Origin of the sequence: Rubrivirga sp. SAORIC476 (assembly GCF_002283555.1) — a bacterium.
Lineage (GTDB): Bacteria > Bacteroidota > Rhodothermia > Rhodothermales > Rubricoccaceae > Rubrivirga.
The window spans coordinates 577,645-598,740 of sequence record NZ_MVOI01000003.1; the positions used below are offsets into that span (position 1 = coordinate 577,645).

Genomic DNA, 21,096 nt, shown 5'->3' on the forward strand with positions numbered 1-21,096 from the left:
GGAGGGTGGCGCGCTCTACCCTCCGCTCATCAGGGCCGCCAGCGCGCCTGCGAGCGCGAGCAGCGCCGCCGCGATCGCGACCACGATGGAGGCCTTCGGACCCGCCGGAGCGTCCTCAGGCAGGATCACCTCCTCGACACGGACCGCCCCCGAGGCGCCGTACACCTCGCCGATGACTCGGAGCGTCTCGTACGCGACCCGCTGGCGGTCGGCACGGGTCGGCGTCGAGGGCCACTCGCGGCGCCACATCGTCGTGGCATCGTCCCAGCCGCGAGCGCGGAGGGCCTCCTCCTGCTCCGGCGAGAGCTGCGCTTCCGGCGGCAGGTCCTCGTTGCCGACGATGTCGGCGGTGAGCCCCTCGCTGCCACGGTCCGCCCAGAACTCGGCGTAGAGCCCGTCTCGTCCGTCGACCGAGACCACGACCGCGCTGGTCCCCCGGTGCGCGTAGATCGTGTCGAGGGCGTCGAGCAGGGCGTCGAGGTCGGCCATGGCGCTAGTTGAGGCTGGGGGCGCCTCCGCCCGCGCCGTCACCGCTCGGGCCGGAGGGCGTCTCGGGGGCGTAGTCGAGCAGGCGGAGCGGACGCTCCTGCAAGCCCTCGGCCATTCGCTTCAGCTCGTCGTGGACGTCTGAGGCGGCCTCGCCGCACGGCCGCGCAGGCTCCCGGGCGATCCCGAGCACGCCCTCGCGGTCATCGTAGTAGGTCTCGTGGACGAAGAACGTCCCGTCGGGGTGGACGACGAGGCGGTAGCCCCAGAATGCGATCGCCGCCAGCCCCTCAGGCGAGTCGACGGTCGTGGTCATGAGATCAAACCCGCAGGGCGGGGTGAAGGCGTTGCGGAGCATGAGATCGAGAGCCAGGGGTCGCAAGGTCGGGCATTCCCCCACGCCGTGCACGCGGGACCGTCAGGCGGCGACCGCGTCGTTGCGCTGGCGGATGCGGGCGAGGACGGCGAGAGCGTCGTCGAGGGCGCCCGGCGGCCCCGCCTCGGCGACGCGTCGGCGGATCTCGTCGTCGGAGAGCCGGTCGTCGGGGGTGAGGTAGCCCTCCTCCAGGAGGAACGTCTCCAGGCGCTCGACCTGGCGCGACTGAAAGCGCTGCACGTCGCCGTTCTGGAGGCACGCCACGAGCGCCTCGGCGTCGCCGTCGCAGTCCCCACAGAGAGCCGTCACGTCGTCGATGAAGGCGCTGGAGACCGCGCCCGAGGCGTCGAGGACGGCCCGGTCCACACGCCGCCCCCTCCCCTGCCGCCACGCGGCCTGCCACGCAGCGATGGCGCGGGCCCGCTCGCGGGCGTGGGCCACATCCGCCAGGGGCACGTGCTTGCCGCGCTCGACGGCGGCGCGAAGCTGGCCCCAGGTCGCGTAGCCGCGGCGGAGGCACGCCTCCAGCTCGGCGGGGGTGTCGAGCAGGTACCAGAGGTGGAGCGCGTCCAGGGCGTCCCAGCCGCTCCAGGGCGCCACGCCGACGGCGTCCGCATAGGCGTCCATCGAGAGCCCGTCCGCCTCGGGGACGCGGCGGGTGGTCTCGGCGGTGGGGGTCGCCTCCAGGTCGATGGCCACGAGCGCGGAGGCGTCCGGGAGGCCCACGAAGCGGCAATCCACGTCCGGGTGGTCGTCGGCGAGGCGCCGCCACTTGGCGACCTCCTCGGCCTGGGCGGTGAAGTAGAACACCTGCCGCCCCTGGCGGCACAGCCGGAGGACGGCGTCCACGATGGCCCCCGCGCGCTCGTCGTCCGAGTTGGCGAGCGCCTCGTCCAGCAGCAGCGGCAGCCGGACGCCGACCTCCTGCTGCTCGGCGAACGCGAGGCGGACCGCCAGGAGCAGCTGCACTCGCGTCCCCGACGACAGCTCGTCGAGCCCGAAGCTGCGCCCCTGCGCCGTGTCGAAGGCACGGAACGAGCCGTCGGCGAAGTCGAGGCGGAAGCGGTCGTCGGTGATGTCGGCCAGGACCTCGCGAGCGCGCTTGAAGACCTGCGGCAGGTGCTGATCGCGCGTCTCCGCGGCTACGAAGTCGGCCAGGGCATGGCCCACGAGGGCGTCGGCCTGCTCCTCGTAGACGGCCTCCAGGGCATCGAGCGCGTGGGCATGCTCGGCGTGGGCGACGGCCATCTCGTTGCCGCTGCGAGCCTGGGCGACGAGCGCCTGCGTGCGGGCGCGCTCTTCGAGCCACTCGTCGCGGCGTCCGGCGCGGGCCTCGTCCTTCGCGCGGGCGTCGGCGAGTTCGGCGGCCGAGAGCGCGGCCTCCTCCTCGGCGTAGCGGGCGTGGGCGCGCGCCCGGGCGGCGGCCTCGTCGGCCAGCGTGCGGGCGCGGGCGGCCTGCTCGACGGCGGCGGTGTAGGCGGGCAGGTCGGCACAGAGGGCGGCGACCTCGTCGCTGGCGGGCTCGGCCAGCCCGAGACGGGCGAGGAAGGCGTCGCGCGCGGCCTCGGCCTCGGCGAGCGTCTCGGCAGCCACCCCGGTGGCGTCGTCGAGGCGGGCCACCTCGGCGCGGAGGCGGGCGCGCTCGGCGGCCTCCCGTTCGAGGCGGGCCACCACGCCGGCTGCGGTGGGTGCGTCCGTGGCGGGCTCCACCGGGACCCCGTCGAGGATGTGGGCAAACAGGTCGAGCGCGGTCGCCAGGGCACCGCGCGCGCGGTCGCGCTGCGCGTCGGCGACGCCGAGGTCGCGGGCGGCGACCTGCCACGCCTCGATGTTGCGCGAGAGCAGCAGGAGGCCGTCGGGGGACTCGGGAACGGCCAGGCCGAGCGCGTCGCCGAGGCGGGCCCCCTCGGCGTCCAGCGCCGACCGGTCGTCTTCGAGCGCGACCAGCGCGCGGTCGATCTCGTCGACGGCGTCCTGCCACAGCAGGCGCTCCTTCTGCGCGACGGTCTGGCGTTCGATCTCGTCGAGTCGCTTCTGGACGACCGGAATGGACCACTCGGACGGCTCGGCGACGGGCATCGCGGCGAACGCCTGGCGCGCGGCGGCAGCGGGGCTCTCGACGCTCTGCACGGTCCGCCCCAGCGCGACCGCCACCACGGCGAGCGCCAGCACGCCGAGCAGCAGCCAGTACGCGCCCGGCGTCAGGAAGACGCCCAGCGCGAGCGCGACGACGGCCAGCACGGCGGCGCCGACCCATACCGGGAACGGGGGGAGGCCGGTCGGCATCCGCTCGATCTCGGTGGTGTTCGCCAGCCAGCGGCGCAGCAGGTCGGCCGCCCGCGCCAGTTCGTCGGCGTCGTGGAAGCGGATGGCGTTGAGGCGTGCCTTTGCAGCGAGCCGCTTGCCCTCGAACTCCTCCACCTTGCCGCGGACGCGCCCGGCGCGCTGGGCGAAGGCCGCGATGTCGCCGAGGGCGGCGAGGTCGACCGTCGGCGCCGTCTCGACGTGGCCGCCGAGGGCATCGCGGGTGCGGCGCTCGCGCTCGGCGGCGGCGGCGCGGGCCTGGTCGGCCACCTCCAGCCCGCGCGTGGCGGCCTCCACGTCGGCGGCGCGGGCGCGCAGCTCGGCCTCTTCGGGGAGCGTGACCGCGTCCCAGCCGTGCTCCGCGAGGGCCGCGCGCGCCTCCTCCCGCTTCGCGCCCACGTCCGACAGCCGCGCCTCGGCCTTGCGGACCGCGATGCCGAGGTCGTCATACCGCTCCTGGGTGTCGGGTGCGACGGCGGCCAGCGCGTCGGGGAACTCAGCCACCATGCGGGCGGCTGCTTCGGCGGAGGCGGCCGCGGCTGCGGCCTCTTCGAGCAGGCGGTACAGCTCGGCCCGTTCGGCGGCGTCGGTCGCCTCGGTGGCGCGGTCGGCGAGGTCGGCCAAGTCCTGCTCGCGGCGGCGGAGCGCGTCCAGCTCATGCTGGCGGCGCATCACGGCGGCGGCGGCCTCCTCGGCCTGGACTGTCTCCTTCTTCCGCTTCGACGGCGCAGCCATGAAGCCGAGGCGCTCGCGCGCTGCGTCCAGGTCCACGCCCCCGGCGGCGTCGCGGCGGACCACGTCGGCGAAGGAGTCGCCGTCGGCCAGGAGGAGGTCGGCGAGGGAAAACTCGTAGCGGTCGCGGTACGACTTGTCGGGCAGGGGCAGGCGGTCTGCCGGGTCGCCCCCGCGGCGGTAGCGCGCCACGCCGCTCTCGATGTCCACCTGCCAGTCGTCGCCGCCGAAGTGGAACGCGGCCGTGTAGGTCGGCCGGTGGGTCTCGACCGTCTCAGGCCAGAGGACGCCGTGGATGGCGCGCGCGAGCGTCGTCTTGCCCTGCCCGTTCGGCCCGTAGACCACGTTGACGCCGGGCCCCAGGTCGGGCGCGGCGATGCCTGTCTGCGGGTGCCCGTAGAACGTGCGGACGGTGACGGCGGTCAGCTCGAAGCGGTCCATCGGGCGGTACAGGGTACGGGGGGCAGGAGTCGGGACGGCCGGAGGACACGCGCCTCTCGATCTCCCGCAAGCGATCAGTCCGAGGCGCCCGCAGAGGCGGTCGGCGTCTGGGCGAGGGCCTCCTCCAGCAGCCGGAACGTCTGGCGGCGGAGGCGGAGGACGGCCTCCTCTCGCAGGTCCTCGGGAAAGCGGCCGGAGCGGCCGAGGGGGGTGAAGACGCGCGCCCGGCGGGCTTGCTGGAGCGCCTCGACACTGCGGCGGATCAGCGCGAGGTCGCCTTCGGACGGCGTGCCCGCCTCCAGCCGACCGGCGAGGGCCGCCAGCGTGGCCACCGGGCCGCTGCCCTCGGCCAGCCCGTCCAGGTCGAGCGCCGGGCGGGCGCGCTCCTCGACGCGGTCCACGGAAACCGTTAGCCCGGACGCCGCCGTCTCGACGGTGTCGAGCAGTTCGCTCGCGACCGCCTCGACGGATCGGTACGCGGGCGTCCGGCCGCGCAGTGTCAGGCGGACCACGGCGCGGCGGAGCGCCGGGTTCTCGTCGCGGAGCGCGTCGGCGTGCTCGCGAATCCCGACCGCGACGCGCTCGCGGATCTCGGTCGCGTCGGCGGCTCCCCCGAGGTCGATGGAGAGGGCGTCGTAGCGGACGGTGGCGAGGGGCACCGCCTCGGCGGTCGCGGTGCCATCACCGGCCACGTCCACCAGCCAGGCGCCGTGGGGGCCGGGCTCGCCGGGGTCGAGCGGCTGCGGCGAGCCGGGGTACAGGATCAGGCGGCCGTCGCGCGTCCGCAGGTCGGGCGCGTGGATGTGGCCGAGCAGCCACGCCGAGGCGCCCGTCTCCCAGAGTCGGTCCGCGGTGACGGGCGCGTAGCGACTCCCAGCCACGTCCAGGTCGGCGTGGAGTAGGCCCACCGTCGGCACGTCGCCGGAGACGCCGGGAAAGGTGTCCAGCGGCGACGTGTGGACGCTCGGTCCGGCGAACGACCAGCCCCAAAGGCGAAGCACCTCGCGCCCGTTCTTCTCCAGCGGCATCGACGCCCACGTCTCACCGCGGCCGAGCACGGTGACGCCCTCGCCCACAGCATCGGCCACGGACCCCAGCACGTCGTGGTCGTGGTTGCCCGCGACCGCGACCACCGGGATGCCCGCCTCGACGAGCCGGTGGAGCGCCCGCTCCAGCACGCCGAAGGCCTCGAAGTACTTGTTGCTCTGGTCCGCCACGTCGCCCGTGAGGATCACCGCGTCGACGTGGCGCTCGATGGCCTGGTCCACGAGGGCCCGCACGACGGCCTGGATCTCCAGGGCCGGGTCGCCGGGCGGCACGCGGCTCGGGTACCGGCCGAGGTGGAGATCGCCGCTGACGAGGAGGCGGGCGCGCAGTCCGGACATGGCATGGGGGGAACGCCCGGAATCTACCCCTTCATTCCTCCCCGACGCCGTGTGGTTCGCGGCCCGCCGTGCCCGGAGTCGGCGTGGGGTTCGTCACACCGGCAGGTGCGCGTCGAGCCAGAGCCGCACCTCTGCCTCGGGGAGCGCGCCGGTGAACTGGGCCGCGACCGCGCCGTCGACGAACAGCTTGACCGCCGGGATGCCGCGGATCCCGAATCGGCGCATCAGATCAGGGTGCCGGTCGGTGTTGATCTTGACGAGGCGCCACCGCCCCCCGCTCTCGCGCGCCAGCGCCTCCAGGGTCGGCCCGAGGGCGCGGCAGGGAGCGCACCACGGCGCCCAGAAGTCGACCACGACGGGCTTGTCGTGGCTCTTGTCGAGGACCTCGGTCTGAAAGCGGTCGGCCATCTCGGGAGAAGCGTGCAGTCTGGTGGATCGGCAGATCCCGCCCGGTCGGAACGTGAGGCCCGCCTAGGCGGGCTCGGCGCCCGCCCGGACGAGCGCGTCGAAGCCGCCCACGTTGACGGCGCCCGTGAGCCCCATCGACTGGAGGATGCCTGCGGCGGAACCAGAGCGCTGGCCGGACCGGCAGTAGAGGTACACCGGCTCCTCGGTCGGCAGCTCCATCGCCTGAACCTGCTGCGCGAAGTCGGGCGCGAACACGTCCACGTTGACGGCGCCCGCGAGGTGGCCCTCAGCGAACTCCTCCGGCGTGCGGACGTCGAGAACAGGAGACCCGGGCGCGCGCTGGGCGACGAAGTCGGACGGAGCGAGGACAGGTGCCGCGGGAGGGCGGGAGAAGAACGACATGGATCGGGAGCAGGGCGGCGGTCTACTCCGGGACCGCCGTGTAGGTGCCGCCGCCCATCGTGAACGTCAGGCCCGTCACCGCGCCGTCGGCGCCGAGGGCCACATCGAATACGCCGTCGGTGTTGCGGAGGTGGAGGCGGGTCGGCGAGAGCGGGACCAGTTCCAGCACGCCGGAACGCCACGGCATCGACAGGCCGAGCCCCTCGCCGAGGCGCTCGATGACGAACGTGCCGCCGCCGTCCCGCGCGTAGCGCCCGACGAGCCGGTCGCGCTCGGCGGGGCTCAGGTCGGTGGCGGCGGGCAGGGCGTAGTCGGCGGGCGGGGCCGCGCGCTCGGGGAGGCGGCGGACCCATAGGTTGCGGAAGCGGACCGGGCTGCCGTGGTCCTGGAGCCCGATCACGCCCGGCCCGTGGGCCTCGTACGGGAGCGACTCCAGCCAGATCGTCATCGCGGGCAGGACCTCGTTGTTCTGCACCAGCACGCCGTTGTGGACGACCGTCAGGCGGGCCTCTTCCAGCAGGCTCCCGTCGGCGGCGAAGCGCGGGAGGCGGAAGAAGACGTCGTAGGCCTGCCACTCGGTCGGCGGGCGGGTCGCGTCGAAGAGGGGCGGGAACTGGCCGTAGATGGCGGCAGCGCGGCCGTCGGCGTAGGTCCGGTTGTTCCACACGTCGAGGATCTGGACCTCGTAACGGCCGTCGACGAGGAACAGACCCGAATTGCTGCGGTCCTGGCTCGTCTTCTCGGGCTCGTCGGCAGGCATCCACTCGATGTGGACCTGCACGTCGCCGAAGGCCTCCTTCGTCTGGATGCCCCCCGTGCCCGGAGCGACGACGAGGGCGCCCGCCTCGGTCGTCCACGGGATGGCGCCGCCGCTGGCCGTCTCCCAGTTCTCCGCGCCGGAGCCGTCGGGCCCGATCAGCACCACCGCGTCGGACGGCGGAGCGACGGGCAGCGCGGCGGCGGCCGGCTCCACGCGTGGCGGCTGCGGGCGCTCGATGTCGTGCTGCCGCCATCCGGGAGGCGCCGGCGTGTGCGGGCGAGCCGCCGTCACCGGACCGACCGGGCTCGTCGGCGAGGGGGTGCTGCACGCGCCGAGACCGGCGATCAGAACAAGGGCGAGGAGGCGGAGAGTCACGGCGACGGGGCGAAGGACACGTCAAGGATACCTCTCGGGCCACGACTCGGGTCTGTCCCACCCTCGCCCCCGGTTCCGCCCTACGCGAACGCGCGAGTCGCGGCGCTACCCTCTCCCCACTGTTCCTCTGCCTCCTGGCCGGTTCCCTCAGCATGTCTGCTCTCCTCCGTCGCGACCTCGCGGCGCGGCTCGCCCCTCTCCTGGACGACGGGCACACCCTCGGGCTGTCCGAGGCGGAGCAGGTCGCGGTCCGAACCGGGCGCGCGGACACCCTCTCGCTCGATACGCTCGCCGACGCCCTCGCCCGCGCCGGCCGCCCGGTGCGCGCTCAGGACCTCCAGCCTGCCTCGACAGACACGGCGTACCACGACCTGTTCCAGTCGATCGCTGAGGGGTTCGGCGTCCTCGAGATGATCTTCGACGCCGACGGGGCCGTGGGCGACTACCGGTTCATCGAGACCAACCCGGCCTTCGAAGCGCACACGGGGCTGAGCGAGGTGGTGGGGCGAACCATCCTGGAGGTCGTGCCCGACATCGAGCCTCGGTGGATCGAGACCTACGGTCGGGTCGCGCAGACAGGCGAGCCGACGCGCTTCCAGCAGCCCGCCGACGCGCTGGGCCGCACCTTTCGGGTGCAGGCCTTCCCGATGGGCGACGCCGCAGACCACCGCGTCGCCATCCTCTTCTCCGACATCACGGAGCGCCTCCAGGCCGAGGCCGCGCTGCGCCAGGCCAACGAGACGCTCGAAGAGGAGGTCGAGACCCGAACGCGAGAGCTGCGAGCCCTGGCCCGAGCCCTCACGATGGCCGAGCAGGAGGTCCGCCGCCGGATCGCCCACGTGCTCCACGACGACCTGCAGCAGGTCCTCCACGGCGCCCAGATCGCCACTCAGGTCCGGGACGCCGATCGACTCGAAGGCCTGCTCGACCGGGCGCTCTCGCTCACCCGCCTCCTGGCCCACGAGCTCAGCCCGCCGCTCCTCAGCGACACGGGCCTGGGCCCCCTGATGACCTGGCTCGCCGACAACCAGGGCGCCCTCTACGGCCTGACCGTGACCGTCGACGTGCCGGACACGGTGGTGGTCCACGAGGAGCACCTTCGGATCCTGCTCTACCAGCTCGTCCGCGAGTTGCTCTTCAACGTCGCCAAGCACGCCCGGACCCGGACGGCGCGGATCCGGGCCGAGGCCGACGAGGAGGTCATCCGCATCGTCGTCGAGGACGACGGGGTCGGATTCACGCCTCCCTCCCTCATCGAGCTTCAGGAAGGTCGCGGGCTCGGGCTGTCGAGCGTGTGGGATCGGCTCACCCTGGTCGGCGGCCGGCTCGACATCGTGTCCGCCCCGGGTGCAGGCGCCCGGCTCGTGCTGGAGGTCCCGTCCGGGACGCCGCGTCCCTGATTCCGGCCGTCAGCGCACCACCGTCACCGGACGGGTGGCGATGCGACCGGTGACCGGGTCTGGCAGGCGGAGGACGTACGTGCCCGCCGGAAGCGCGCGGAGGTCCAGCGAGACCACCCCCGACGTCGAAACCGGGACCTCCGTCAGGCGACGGCCGAGCAGATCGACCACGCTCAGCTCCGTTTCGGCACCCACCGCCACACGGACGCTCGCGCGGGCACGGGCGGGGTTCGGGTACACCGCCTCCATCCCGAACTCCGCCTCTGCCGAGGCCGGCCGCGATCCCACGATCGGTCCGTCAGTAAACGCCGACGACGTGAGGGCAACGTGACGGAGCAACGTGGCAGCCGTCTCGCCGTCGTCGCCCGATGCCACGAACAGACCCGCCAGGATCGGTCCTCCGAGGGCGGGCACGTCGCCCTCGGCCAGGAGGTCCCAGGTCTCGCCGTCCACAGATGTGAACGCCGAGAGCCGGCTCCCGGCCCGGTCGACGCGCAGCCAGATCGGCGCCGTCTGCCCGTCGGGGTCGATCACGGGCGTCGTGGGGCCGTCGGGGTCCAGGCGAGCCTGGACGAGCAGGCCCTGATCGGTCTGCACCAGCGCCCCATAGACGGCGCCGGGGTCGAGCGACGCCCGCAGCATCACGCCCGACATGGCGCCGGGCAGATCGGGCGTGAGTGCGTCTACGCGGACCACCAGCGATCCGTCGGCGTCGAGCGGCTGCCAGACGAAGGAGAACCGGTCCGCCGTACCGGCCACCCGGCCTGCCGCCTCGATCCCGATCGCGTCACCGACGCGTGCCGCACTGCCCCCCGGCGGCCCGACGGCGGAGACGGTCCACGGGGCGGGCACCCCGGCAATGTCGTCCGCATCCCCCTGTGCCCAGACGCGCAGCTCGCTGGCAGACACGAACCCGGCGGTGCCCCCGGGCGGCCCGATCAGACGGACCGCGTCGCCTTCAGCGGGTGCGAACGCGATCTCGTACCGGTCGAACGGCCGCCCGTCGTCGGCCCGGTACGCCGGTGAGATGCGGAGGTCGGTGACGTCGTGCCACGCCCCGCCGCGGCGGACCTGCGCTCGCGGGGGGGCCTCGAACCAGCCGCCGTCGGCCCAATGGAGGCCCTCCTGGAACGAGAGGCGCATGACGCGCCGGACCTGCCCGAGATCGGCCTGGACCCAGTCCTCCGCCCGGTCCCGCGTGCCCGTGTAGGTGGCGAACTGGCGGGACGCATCGGCGCCGGGCAGGGGCGTGACGCCATCCGTCAGGACGTTCAGGTCGCTGCTCCCACGGCCCGGCGCGGGCGCCGCGACAGACGCCGAGAGCACGCTGGTGGCCGACACATCCACCTCGCCGACGTCCCCGGCGAGGGAGAGCACGACTTCGTCGGTGCCCGTCATGCCGGAAGCGTCCCGTACCTCGGCGCGAACGCGGTAGTAGACGCGGTCGCCCGGCGCTCCGTGGTCCGGCACGACGAACGCCGTCTCGGCGTCGGCGCCCTCGAACACGTCGAAGTGGATGTGCTCGTTGTGCACCTGCACCACGCGCCACCGGACGAACAGGTCGGCGGGGTCCTGGTCGGGGTCGCTCACGTCGGCCGCGAGGCGGACCGACTGGCCGGCCGCGCCGCGGGTGACGGCCGACGGCGACGTGATGCGGATCGACGGGGGGCTGCCGCCACGGACCAGGACCTGGGTCGCGGCCTGCGCCGTGGTCGCGCCGTCGCTCACCGTCAGGGTCGCGGTGTAGGTGCCCGCCTCGGTGAACGTGTGGACGGGCGCTCGCTCGGACGAGGTCGCGCCGTCTCCGAACGTCCAGGCATACGTCAGCGCCGCACCGCGCGGCGAGAACGAGCCGTCGGGCGAGAACTGGACGCGGAGGCCATTCGCCCCGCGGCTCCCCTGCATCGGCGACGCCGCCACGTAGGCGACCGGCGGGCCGGGGACGGTCTCATTCTCGTGCCGGAGACGCCGGATGCGGCCTACCCCCACATCGACCAGGTAGAGGTACTCCGTCTGGGCGTCGTAGGCATACGCCACGACCGGCCCCATGCCGGTCCCTACCAGCCGGTCCCGCCGCAGCCCGCCCCCCGGCGCCAGCGGCACCATCGCCGTCCAGCCCATCACGTAGTCGCCGTAGAAGAGCGAGCCCCGGTACACCTCGGGGTAGCGGGTGCCGTTGTAGATCGCCCCGCCGACGATGGCCCGCGCCGTCCGGCCCGACGGGGAGGACATCGCCGGGTCGTCGTGGTGCCAGGTGAAGTCGGGCGGCGTGAGGACGCCCGCCAGCGGCGTGCCGCAGCCGTTGGTGGCGGGCGAGGCCTGCTGGTAGCCGTCGTTGGGGGCGGGGCCTTCGAAGCACGGCCATCCCAGGTTCTCCCCGCCGCGGACGCGGTGCAGGTCCTCCCACGCTGCCCATCCCACGTCGCCGACGTAGACGCGGCCGGGGTTGCCCTGGCCGGGGTGCGAGCGCCCGCCCCGTGGGTCCACCACGAACCGGTACGGGTTGCGGACGCCGAGCGCCCAGACGCGCGACGCGTTGTCGTTCAGGTCGCCGGTGTAGAACGGGTTCGAGGCGTAGCCGCGGCCGTTGCGTGGGTCGATGCGCAGGATCTTGCCCGCCAGACTCTCCAGCCGCTGGCTCCGGAACGCGCCGATGTCCTCGCTGGCGTCCAGCCTGCCCGCGCCGAAACACGCGTCGTACTGCCCCCCCGGATCGACCGCGTAGTAGCTCGCGCCGTCGCCCGCGCCGACCAGCAGCGAGCCGTCCGACCCGAAGGCGAGCGTCCCGATGGTGTGGCTGTAGTAGCACGACGGGATGCCGGTGCCGAAGGTCTCGCCCAGCAAGACGCGGCGGGTCGAGAGATCGGCCACGGACGGGTTGTCGGCCCGGCCCGCGAAGCGCGTCACCCGCGCGAAGGCATCCAGGCGCGGCGCGTCCGCCGTCGAGTTGTGGTCGACGGTGTACGAGAGGTAGACGCGCCGGTTGGCCTCGAAGTCCGGGTCGACGGCGATGCCGAGCAGCCCGCGGTCGTGCTGGTCCAGCACCTCGTTCCGCAGGTCGACGAACGGCTGGGGCTGACGCACGCCGTTCTCGACCACCCAGACCATGCCCCGCTTTTCGACCACGAACATCCGCCCGCCGGGCGCGAACGCGACCGCGACGGGGCCGGCGAACGTCGCGTCGACAGCGTCTTCGAGGTAGAACTTCCCCAGGTCGGGCGTCATCGCCGCGGAGGCCGTCGGGGCCGCGACCCGCTGGGCACCCGCAAAGGGGGCGGAGAGGGCCAGGAGCAGGAACGTGGAGAACCAGCGCATGAAACACCAGGAGGACGCGATGTCGATGCCTGCAAATCAGCACCCATCCAGCTCATCCTGAGGATGACAAAGGTGCGTGGTACGCACGGGTGACGTCCAGCACGTCCAACCTGCCGTTCGCGACGGTCGCCCCCATTGTTTCCTTCGCACGTCGGGCCCCGCCGGCGAACAGGAATTGGCCCCAGAACAGCCCTCCCTCGTGGCACACCCGACGGGCGCGACTACTCCCCGACCAGCCGCTCGCGGACGGCCTTCGCGACCGCCGCGCTGCCGTTGTGCACGTGGAGCTTGGCATAGATGTTTTGCACGTGGCTGTTGACCGTGCTCAGGCTCACGAACAGCCGGTCGGCGATCTGAGGCTGGGTGTGCCCGGCCACCATCTCCCCGAGCACCTCCGTCTCGCGAGGCGTCAGGCCGTAGTCGGGGACGGTGGCGCGGGCCTCGAAGGAAGCCAGCACGAGGCGGGCCACCTGGCGCTGCATCAGCATCCCCCCGGCGCGGGCCTCGCGGATCGCCGCCAGCAGCTCGTCCGGCGAGGCGCTCTTGAGGAGGTAGCCGCTCGCCCCGGCGCCCAGCGCCGCATAGATGGTCTCGGCGTCGTCGCGGATGGTGAGCATCACGACCACCGAGCCCGGCAGGCGCGACTTGAGCTGGCTCAGCCCCTCGATGCCCGACAGACCGGGCAGGTTGACGTCCAGCAACACCACCTCGGGCCAGCCCCCCTCCGGCTCGCCCTTGCCGACGCTGTCGACGCGCGCCAGCACCGCCTCCACGCTCCCGAAGGCCTCCACAGACCGGACGTGCGTCGCCACCAGTTCGGCGACGGCCTCCCGGTAGTGAGCGTCGTCTTCGACGAGCCAGACGATGGACTCCGAGAGGTCTGAGGTGAACATGGAGCTGCGGATGGGTGGGGAGAAAAAGGTATTTGTCCTCGCGGTGAACGCCCTCGCGGAATTACCCGAGATCGGTCTCGAAGCGGACGATGGTTCCGCCGCCCTCGCGGGGCGTCCAGGTGATGGCGCCGCCGAGCGCCTCGGCGCGACGGGTCATGGTGGTGAGGCCGCGGCCCCGCGCCACCTCGGACGGATCGAACCCGACCCCGTCGTCCTCCACGTCGAACGCGACGCGGTCCGCGCTGGCCTCGATGCGGACGGCGACGCACGACGCGCGAGCGTGCCGGACGGCGTTGTGGAGCGCCTCGGTGAACAGCATGTACAGGTCCCGGCGGGCCTCCATCGTCAGCAGCCGTGGCGGCGGCGGCTCCGCAGGCGCCGTGACGTGGCCGCGGCCCGCCAGCGTCGCCACGGCGAACTGCTCCATCCGTGAGACCACCGAGGCGAGGTCGTCGTGGTCGGCGTCGACGAGCCAGACGGTGTCCCGCAGGTCGCCGACGACCGAGCGCGCCGTCGAGGACAACGTCGCGAGGGTCTCCCGCGCGGACTCCGGCATCGCGGCCGTCCGCCCGACCATGTCGAGGCGGAGCGCGACGCTGGAGATCTTGCTGCCGATGCCGTCGTGGAGGTCGTCCGCGATGCGTCGGCGGGTCTGCTCGATGCGATGGATCTGCGCGATCCGGTAGCGGTGGCCCGCGTACCCGAGGCTCCCGAGAAGGCTCGCGATGAGCAGCCAGAACGGGACCGTCTGCCAGAACGGAGGGCGCACGCGGACCGGCACGCGGAGCGTGGGGCTCCAGTAGCCGTCGCGGTTGGTCGCGGTCACTTCGAACGTGTAGCGCCCCGGCGCCAGCGCGGGGTAGCGCGCCTCGGGCCCGGCCGCGGCCCACGCCTCCGAGGCGCCGAGCAGCCGAACGCGGTAGCGCGTCTGGCCGGACTGCCGGAGGTCCAGCGCCGCATACCGGAACGCGACATCGTTCTCGCGGTGGCGGAGGTCGAGGGCGAGGTCGCCTGCGGGCATCGGGCGCTCCACCCCATCGACCACGACGCCGGTCAGCACCACCGGCGAGGGGGTGTCGTCCACGCCGATCCGCGCGGGGTCGAACACGGTCAGCCCGCCCGCGCCGCCGACGGCAATCTCGCCGGAGGGCGACTGGTCGCGGGCGTACCAGTAGAGTTCCGTCGACGCGAGGCCGTCGGCGGCCGTGAACGGCGTGAACACCTCCGCCTCGGGGTCGAACCGGACGAGTCCGAGGTTGGTGCTCATCCAGACCGTGCCGGACGCATCCGTGAAGAGCCCCCCGACCGCCTCCGGCAGCAGGCCGTCGTCCGGGGTGTAGACGCGGCAGGCGCCCGTCTCCCGGTCGTAGCGAACCAGCTGGTTGTCGCGCCCGCCGATCCAGAGCGCCCCCCCCGGCGCGACGGCCAGCGAGAGCAGCACGTCGCCCATCGGGCAGTCCGGCGCGACGCGCTCCGCCCGCCCGGTGCCGAGGTCGAGCCGCCAGAGGCCGAGCCGGGCCGTCGCGACCCAGAGGACGCCCTCGGCCTCCACCACCTGCCAGACGTTGTCGGCGGGGATCCGGTCGGCCCCCTCGACGCTGTCGTACCGCCGGACGACACGCCCGCTCAGCGCGTCGACCCGGACCAGGCCGGCCTCACTCGTGCTCACCCAGAGCTGGCCCGGATAGCGTCGGCTCGGGGTGAGATCGGCGACGAGCCCGCCGCGGTCGGACGCGAGGGGCAACGGCTCGGCCTGCCCCGTCTCGGGGCGGAACCGCCACAGCGTCGCCCCGCGCCCGCCCAGCCAGACGGACCCGTCCGCCACCTCCTGAATCGCGAAGACCACCGCGAGCGGATGGGGCGCATCGAACCACCGCTCGGCCTGCCCCGTCTGGCGGTCGATCCGGTGGAGGCCGCCCTGGATGGTCCCTGCCCAGACCGTCGACGAGTCGCGCCTGGAGACGTGGACACTGACGACATCCGGCACGGCGAGCGGCTCGCCCGGTCCGCTGCGAAATGCCGTAAAGCGCGGACGCCCCACCGCCGCGTGGTAGACGCCGCGCGTCGTCCCGACCCACAGCACCCCGTTGCGCTCGACCAGGGACAGCACCTCCACCCGGTCGAACGGCTCCGGCAGCCCCTCGGCGAGCGGCATCGGCGCGAGCGTGCCCGCCCGCGCGTCGAGCACACGGACGCCGCCGCCGCGGTAGCCCACCCAGACCTCGTCCGGGCGCACACCCGACGGCGCCAGGGCCGAGACCGGCGCCCCGCCCCCCCCGAGGCGCACGCCGCCGGGTCCGAGGCCGACCACCTCGCCCGACTGGCGCCCGGCCCACACTCGCCCGCCCGCCTCCGCCAGCGTGGTCGCGTCCTCGACCGACCGGTCCACGCGCACGCGCCCCTGCTCGATCCGAGTCACCCCGCCGACCGTCGCCACCGCCACGCCGCCCGAGGCGAGCCGGACCACCGCGCGGACGGTGTCGGAGGCCAGGTGCCCACCTCGGGCCGTGTAGCGCCGGACCCGACCGCCCTCGATCCGAAGCAAGCCGTCGCCCAGCGTCCCCACCCAGAGCGTCTCCTCGCCCGCCTCCAGGGCCCGGACGGACACGTCGGCGAGGGACCCAAGGCGGACGCGTCGGAAGTCCGCAGCCCGTGGGAGGCGGCGCCACAGGCCATCTGCCCCCCCGGCCCACACCGTGCCGTCTGAGCTCTCAGCAAGAGCGAAGGTGTAGGCATCGTCCACGCCCGGCCCAAGCGCGAATGGTCGAAGCCGAGCACCATCGTACCGATCTGCCGCCCCCATCGAGCCGAACCAGATGAAGCCTCTGGCGTCTACCTCGACCGCTGTGACGACGCTGCTGCTGAGGCCGTCCGACAAGCCGAGATGACGGAACTGGAGCGGAGGCTGAGCCTTCGCGCAAAGGGGGAGCAGGAGGAGCGCCAGCCAGACGACGAGGCGCATGGGCAGTCAGAGACAGGGAGTCCGCGAACATAGGGGCAGCGCGGCCCCCCTGTCTCCTTCTCATCCTGCGATCACGCCCCGCTCGGATCCAGCACGAAGCCGCCGCAGGGATACGCGCTGAGCATGACGTTCCCAGGCTCCTCGGTCTCACTCATCGCAGGAGGGCACGGCCCGGTCGTCGGCGAGGTGCCGGGCACCATCTTGAAGCCGAGCACCATGTGGATGCCGCCCGCCGGGTTCACGTCGAGGTAGGTCTTGGTGGTCTGGCGGACCTCCTGGAACTCGGCCGTAAAGCTGGCCGGCAGCGCCTTCGGCCCCGACGCCAGCTCGGGCTGGGTCTTCTTGATCAGATCCACCAGGTCGATGTCGTCGATGGCCCCTCCGCCCGCGGCGGCCTGGACGGCGGCACGGCCGCTGGCACTCGTCACGAGGCAGTCGATGGTCTGCATCAGCAGATCCCCGTAGCGGATCGTGTGCACGTCCGACAGGTTGGGCTGGACGTTGGCGATGGAGACACCGAGCGAGCCGCCCCCGACCGGCGGCCACTGGAACGCGACCACGCCCGGCTGCAGGATCAGGTCGTCGACGTCCGGCTGGGTCGCCGGCACGAAGTTGACCGCCCAGCCGAGGGGCCAGTCGGCGCCCGTCCAGGTGGGCACCCCGGGGTCGCGCGTGTACGACTGGAGGATGGTGCCGACCATGGCGGCGATGCCGGGGACCGTCCCCCCCGCGCCGGTGTCGTCGACGACGCCCTGGCCATCGTTGGGGAGTTGGGCGAGTTCGTTGGCGAGGACGGCGTCCGTCCCTGACGGGGTGCCTCTCATGAAGCAGTCGATGTCGCCGAAGAAGTACCAGTGGATGCGAGCCATGACGTCCTGGGGTGGGTGGAGAGGAGGGCCATAGGCTACGCATCCCACCGTAACTAATCCTCATGCAATGCCACGATCCCCCCGGACGCCGCCGCAGCGGGGCGAGCCGCGAGGGGAACGACCAGCACCGAGCACGGCGCCTCCGTCACGACGCCCTCGGCCACGCTGCCGAGGCGGAGCCGGTCCCACCCGTGCCGTCCGTGTGTCCCGACCACCAGCAGACCGGCGCGGGTCCGCTCGGCGAGGTGCACCAGATCCGGTACGGGGACGCCGGGAAGCACGTGCGTCTCGGCGCCGACCACCGACACCGCCTCGGCGACCGTGCCGAGGGCCGCGTGCGCCGCCTCGCGTGAGACCTTCTCCGGGGAGGGCGCCAGCCGCTTCCGATGCGGCCCGGTGCCGACCAGGGTGTCGGGCGTCACGGCGCGGACGGTGGCCAACTGGAGCGACGCGCCGAACACCGCCGCGACGTCGCGGGCCACTTCGAGTGCCCGCAGGCTCGGGTCCTCCAGATCTACCGCGGCGACCACCGGCGCCTCTGGGCCCGGCACGGTCGACGCAGACGCGACGAGGACCGGCACCGAGGACCGGCGGAGCACCTCCGCCGCGACGCTCCCTGCCAGCAGTCGCTCGAGTCCGCGGCGGCGGTGTGTGCCGAGCACCACCAGGTCCGCGCCCACCTCGGCCGCGCAGCGCAGGATGCCATCGGCCGGCGTCTCGCTCTGGAGGACGTGGAGGACCGGGGCGAGGACGTCGAAGGCCCCCTCCCCCAGGAGACGGTCCACCGCCACCTGAATCCGACTGCGATACAGCGCCTTCAGGTCGGTCCCGTCGGCGTGCGACTTCGGGGCGTGGAACAGCGGGTCCACCTGGACGATGTGGAGCGTGGCGTGCACGCGCTCGGCGAGGTCGGCCGCGGCGACGAGGGCCTGCGCCGACGGCACGGAGTCGTCGAACGCGCAGAGGAGGGTGCGAAGGGACAGCATGGGAGAAGGAGGCGAAGCGATGCCCCAGCGTACCCGCTCCGGAGCTGCGCCCATGCCGTGGCTGCCGGTCGGCCGGCGTCGGCATCGGCCCCGCCCGGCTGCCGGGTGCTCCCCTACGACGGCACCCCGGACACAGAGAAAGGGGCCGGCTCACCTGGAGCCGACCCCTCGAGAACCAACCGGAGGCAGAGGCGAGAGCGAATCGCAGGCGGGTACGGGGGGTCCGATACCTACCCGAACGATGGTCTAGAAGCTGATGGTCGCTTCGAGCATCGCACCACTGAACTCGGCGCCCTGGAACTGGGCGTTGCCGTCGTAGGCCGCCCCGTCGTAGGTCTGCGACACGTACTCGGCCTTGGCCAGCACGTTGGGCGTCAGGAACCACCCGCCGCCCACGTTGACGCGCTGGATGTCCACCTCGGCGCCGCCGTCGGTCTGCTCCCCGCTGACCGTGTTGAAGCGCCCCCCCACGTAGAAGCTCTCGTCCGCGCCGAAGCGGTAGAGCAGCTCGCCACCGAGCTGGGTGTAGCCGCCGTCGGTGTCGCCGCCCCCCATGGCCCGCTCGAAGACGCCGAAGAACTCGGCGCCCATCACCTTCACGAACGGGTTGACCTGGACCGCCGTCTGCGTCGCGAAGCGCGGGTTGAAGCGGGGCAGGAAGTCGCTGGCGTCCTCGCCCTGGACCTGGAGGATGTTGTAGTACCGGGCCCCGGCGCGGTCGCCGCCGTAGAGGTAGTCCCGCGTCCCGCCGTCGGTGCTGTGGTAGACGGAGGCCGTCAGACGCGCCCGCATCGTCTCGTTGACCTGGGTGTCATACCCCACCTTGCCGTACATCGCGACGCCGTTGTCGCCCGAGAGCGGGCTCTGGTTGAGGCGCCCGTTCGAGAGACCGGCGACGCCGATGAAGCCGGAGGTCTGCACGGTCACTTCCGCGTACGGCTCCGTCGTGAACGAGTCCATGATGTAGTTCCCCACGAACGGGTTGTAGATCACAGCGGCGTTGTCCGAGCGGCGGAAGTGCGCGTCGCCGTAGTTGATCTCGTCCATGCCGAACCGCAGCGTGGTCACGTCCATGACGCTCGACAGGAAGCCCTCCTGGATGAAGTCCAGGTTGTCCATCTGGAAGTAGCCGCCCTTCACGTACGACTCGGTGTGGTGGCGCGAAGAGAGGTAGGTGCGGAGGTGCATCCGCATGCCGTTCGCGATCTGGACATCGAGGTTCAGGTTCGCCGACGGCAGGTTGAAGTTGGGCGCGAGGTCGACCAACGAGTTGGTGTCGTTCGACTGGGAGAGTCCCTGGAACTGGATCGCGAAGTCACCGCCGACGTGCACGGCCAGGCCGTCGAAGCGCGCCCCGGCCTCCTTGGGGGCCTCGAAGACGTTGATGCCGTTCTGCCCCGGCTCCCGGTAGTACTGCAGCGAGGGACCGGTCTGCACGCTGGCCTCAGGCTGGGGTGCCTCGGTGCGGGGCGCGGGCTCCCCAGTGTTGTCGGCGATCTGGGCCGAGGGGGCGACGGCCAGCGAGGCGAGCGCGCCCAGGAGCAGGAAGCGGAGGAAGGTCATGGGAAGGAGGGGATGGGGGGTGAGGGGCCGTCAGCGAGCGACGGCGACGAGGTCGAAGCGGGCGACGATGGCGTCGTGCGCGCGGACGAGGCCGAGCGCGTGGGAAGGGGGCCGGATGCCGAAGTCGGTCATGCGGAGCGCGTGCTCGCCCCGGAGGGCGACGCGGCCGTCGCCCAGGCGGCGCCCTTCGGCGGCGACCGACACGCGCCGCGTGGCGCCCGCGATCTGAAGGGTGCCGGTGGCCCGGACCGGCGCCCAGGCGCCCACGGCGCCGGCCCGAGGGGCGTCGGCGTGGGTGAGCACGAAGGCGATGGTCGGGTGAGCGTCGGCCTGGAGGGCGCGGTACAGGTCCCGGTTCATCGGGCCCGAGCCGCAGTCGAAGTCGCGCACCGGCACCGTGCCCTCGGCCGCGAGGTCGGCGCCGTCGGCCACCAGACCGTGGCCCCGGACCTCGTCGGCCTCGCACGTCCAGGCACCCGTCGTCGCGGTGCCGTCGATCCAGACGCGACTGCCCGAGGCGACCTCGTAGCGAGGCGGCGCGGTGGCCGTGACGCCGACGAGGATGGAGACGAGGAGACCGAGGCGGAGCATGGCGGGAGCGGCGAGAGCAGACGGTCTAGCGAGTGGCCGTTACGTCGAAGCGGACCGTGACGGCGTCGCCGGTCCGCAGGGCACCGGCCATGGCGCGCGGCGGGGCGACGCCGAACTGGCTCATCGTGACCGGCACCTCGCCGGTGAAGCGGAACCGACCGCCGCTGAGCGCCTGCCCGTTGGCGCGGACGCGCTGGGTGCGGGTCGTGCCGTGGATCGAGAGCTGGCCGTCCGCCTCGATGAGGAAGCGGCCGTTGTTGGGCGACCCCACCCGCGCGCTGGTGAGCGTGAAGCGTATCGGCGACGAGCCGAGCGCGTCGCGCAGCTTGCCGTTCATGATGCCGTTGTCGCAGTCCAGCCCGGCGACCGGCACGGTGACCGTGAGGGCGCTGAGGCCGGAGATGGCGCTGCCGGACAGGGCGGCGTCGAGCGTGGCGGAGGTCTGACCGGCGTCGCACGACCAGTCGTGGACGTTGGACGTGCCCTCCACCCAGATGCGGCTGCCGGAGGCGAACGTGAAGCGGGGGAGCGCCTGCCACCCGGCGACGCCGAGGACGAGGACCGTCACGAGGAGGAGGGAACGAGTGCGGAGAGTCATGGCTGGAGGGGGGCGAGAGCGGACGACGCCAAGGTGCCCGTCGGCCGTCCCGCTCTTTGCCAGCGACGGTCCGCGATGGTCCGTAGGCCGCGGACCTCACCCCCCTGTGGGGCCTGCCCCCGCACATCTGCCCGGCCACGCCTCGCCATACAACCCGCCGGTTTTTCCACTCACCATTCCGGCACCCGGCCGGCCATGACCGACCGTGGGGCCATGCCTTACGTATCAGAGGGATGAAGCCCGAGCGCGA

At 73.1% G+C, this 21,096-nt stretch carries 16 protein-coding genes; 1 reads left to right on the forward strand and 15 read right to left on the reverse strand.

What is annotated here, in order from left to right; genetic code table 11:
• Positions 1-15: 15 nt before the first annotated feature.
• The 7 genes from B1759_RS04350 to B1759_RS04380 all read right to left on the reverse strand — a co-directional run bounded on the left by B1759_RS04350 (position 16) and on the right by B1759_RS04380 (position 7,669).
• The gene (locus B1759_RS04350; RefSeq protein ID WP_095513808.1) at positions 16-489 is read right to left on the reverse strand and encodes a hypothetical protein; all 474 of its coding nucleotides are present in this window, start codon (positions 487-489) and stop codon (positions 16-18) included.
• A 4-nt stretch (positions 490-493) separates the two neighbouring features.
• Positions 494-802: a hypothetical protein gene (locus tag B1759_RS04355; protein WP_143537258.1), complete on the reverse strand. Its 309-nt coding sequence runs from the start codon at positions 800-802 to the stop codon at positions 494-496.
• Between the two features lie 102 nt (positions 803-904).
• Positions 905-4,339 (reverse strand): ATP-binding protein, encoded by a 3,435-nt coding sequence (locus B1759_RS04360; RefSeq protein WP_095513810.1) that lies wholly within the window; start codon positions 4,337-4,339, stop codon positions 905-907.
• Between the two features lie 74 nt (positions 4,340-4,413).
• Positions 4,414-5,724 carry a DNA repair exonuclease gene (locus B1759_RS04365; protein ID WP_095513811.1) on the reverse strand — a complete coding sequence of 437 codons (1,311 nt, stop codon included), beginning with the start codon at positions 5,722-5,724 and terminating at the stop codon, positions 4,414-4,416.
• 93 nt (positions 5,725-5,817) lie between these two features.
• Complete coding sequence (locus tag B1759_RS04370; RefSeq protein ID WP_095513812.1) at positions 5,818-6,132, reverse strand: co-chaperone YbbN; 315 nt, start codon at positions 6,130-6,132, stop codon at positions 5,818-5,820.
• 63 nt (positions 6,133-6,195) lie between these two features.
• The gene (locus B1759_RS04375; RefSeq protein WP_095513813.1) at positions 6,196-6,534 is read right to left on the reverse strand and encodes a rhodanese-like domain-containing protein; all 339 of its coding nucleotides are present in this window, start codon (positions 6,532-6,534) and stop codon (positions 6,196-6,198) included.
• Between the two features lie 22 nt (positions 6,535-6,556).
• A complete protein-coding gene (locus tag B1759_RS04380; protein WP_095513814.1) occupies positions 6,557-7,669 on the reverse strand; it encodes a DUF1080 domain-containing protein in 1,113 nt (370 codons plus the stop codon).
• 152 nt (positions 7,670-7,821) lie between these two features.
• Here B1759_RS04380 and B1759_RS04385 point away from each other — a divergent pair, with 152 nt between their 5' ends.
• Positions 7,822-9,069 carry an ATP-binding protein gene (locus B1759_RS04385; protein WP_095513815.1) on the forward strand — a complete coding sequence of 416 codons (1,248 nt, stop codon included), beginning with the start codon at positions 7,822-7,824 and terminating at the stop codon, positions 9,067-9,069.
• A 9-nt stretch (positions 9,070-9,078) separates the two neighbouring features.
• Here the strand turns inward: B1759_RS04385 and B1759_RS04390 are convergent, their stop codons facing one another.
• From B1759_RS04390 to B1759_RS04425, 8 genes are all read right to left on the reverse strand, one after another.
• Complete coding sequence (locus B1759_RS04390; protein WP_095513816.1) at positions 9,079-12,384, reverse strand: PQQ-dependent sugar dehydrogenase; 3,306 nt, start codon at positions 12,382-12,384, stop codon at positions 9,079-9,081.
• 221 nt (positions 12,385-12,605) lie between these two features.
• Complete coding sequence (locus B1759_RS04395) at positions 12,606-13,277, reverse strand: response regulator transcription factor (protein WP_095513817.1); 672 nt, start codon at positions 13,275-13,277, stop codon at positions 12,606-12,608.
• Between the two features lie 61 nt (positions 13,278-13,338).
• Positions 13,339-16,239 (reverse strand): sensor histidine kinase, encoded by a 2,901-nt coding sequence (locus B1759_RS04400; RefSeq protein ID WP_095513818.1) that lies wholly within the window; start codon positions 16,237-16,239, stop codon positions 13,339-13,341.
• Positions 16,240-16,310: 71 nt separating this feature from the next.
• A complete protein-coding gene (locus B1759_RS04405; RefSeq protein ID WP_095513819.1) occupies positions 16,311-17,108 on the reverse strand; it encodes a hypothetical protein in 798 nt (265 codons plus the stop codon).
• A 53-nt stretch (positions 17,109-17,161) separates the two neighbouring features.
• A complete protein-coding gene (locus tag B1759_RS04410; protein ID WP_158225121.1) occupies positions 17,162-18,094 on the reverse strand; it encodes a universal stress protein in 933 nt (310 codons plus the stop codon).
• Positions 18,095-18,340: 246 nt separating this feature from the next.
• Complete coding sequence (locus tag B1759_RS04415) at positions 18,341-19,657, reverse strand: hypothetical protein (protein ID WP_095513821.1); 1,317 nt, start codon at positions 19,655-19,657, stop codon at positions 18,341-18,343.
• A 30-nt stretch (positions 19,658-19,687) separates the two neighbouring features.
• On the reverse strand, positions 19,688-20,248 hold the full coding sequence (locus B1759_RS04420; RefSeq protein WP_095513822.1) for a YceI family protein: 561 nt from the start codon (positions 20,246-20,248) through the stop codon (positions 19,688-19,690).
• 25 nt (positions 20,249-20,273) lie between these two features.
• Positions 20,274-20,846: a YceI family protein gene (locus tag B1759_RS04425; protein WP_095513823.1), complete on the reverse strand. Its 573-nt coding sequence runs from the start codon at positions 20,844-20,846 to the stop codon at positions 20,274-20,276.
• Positions 20,847-21,096: the final 250 nt, after the last annotated feature.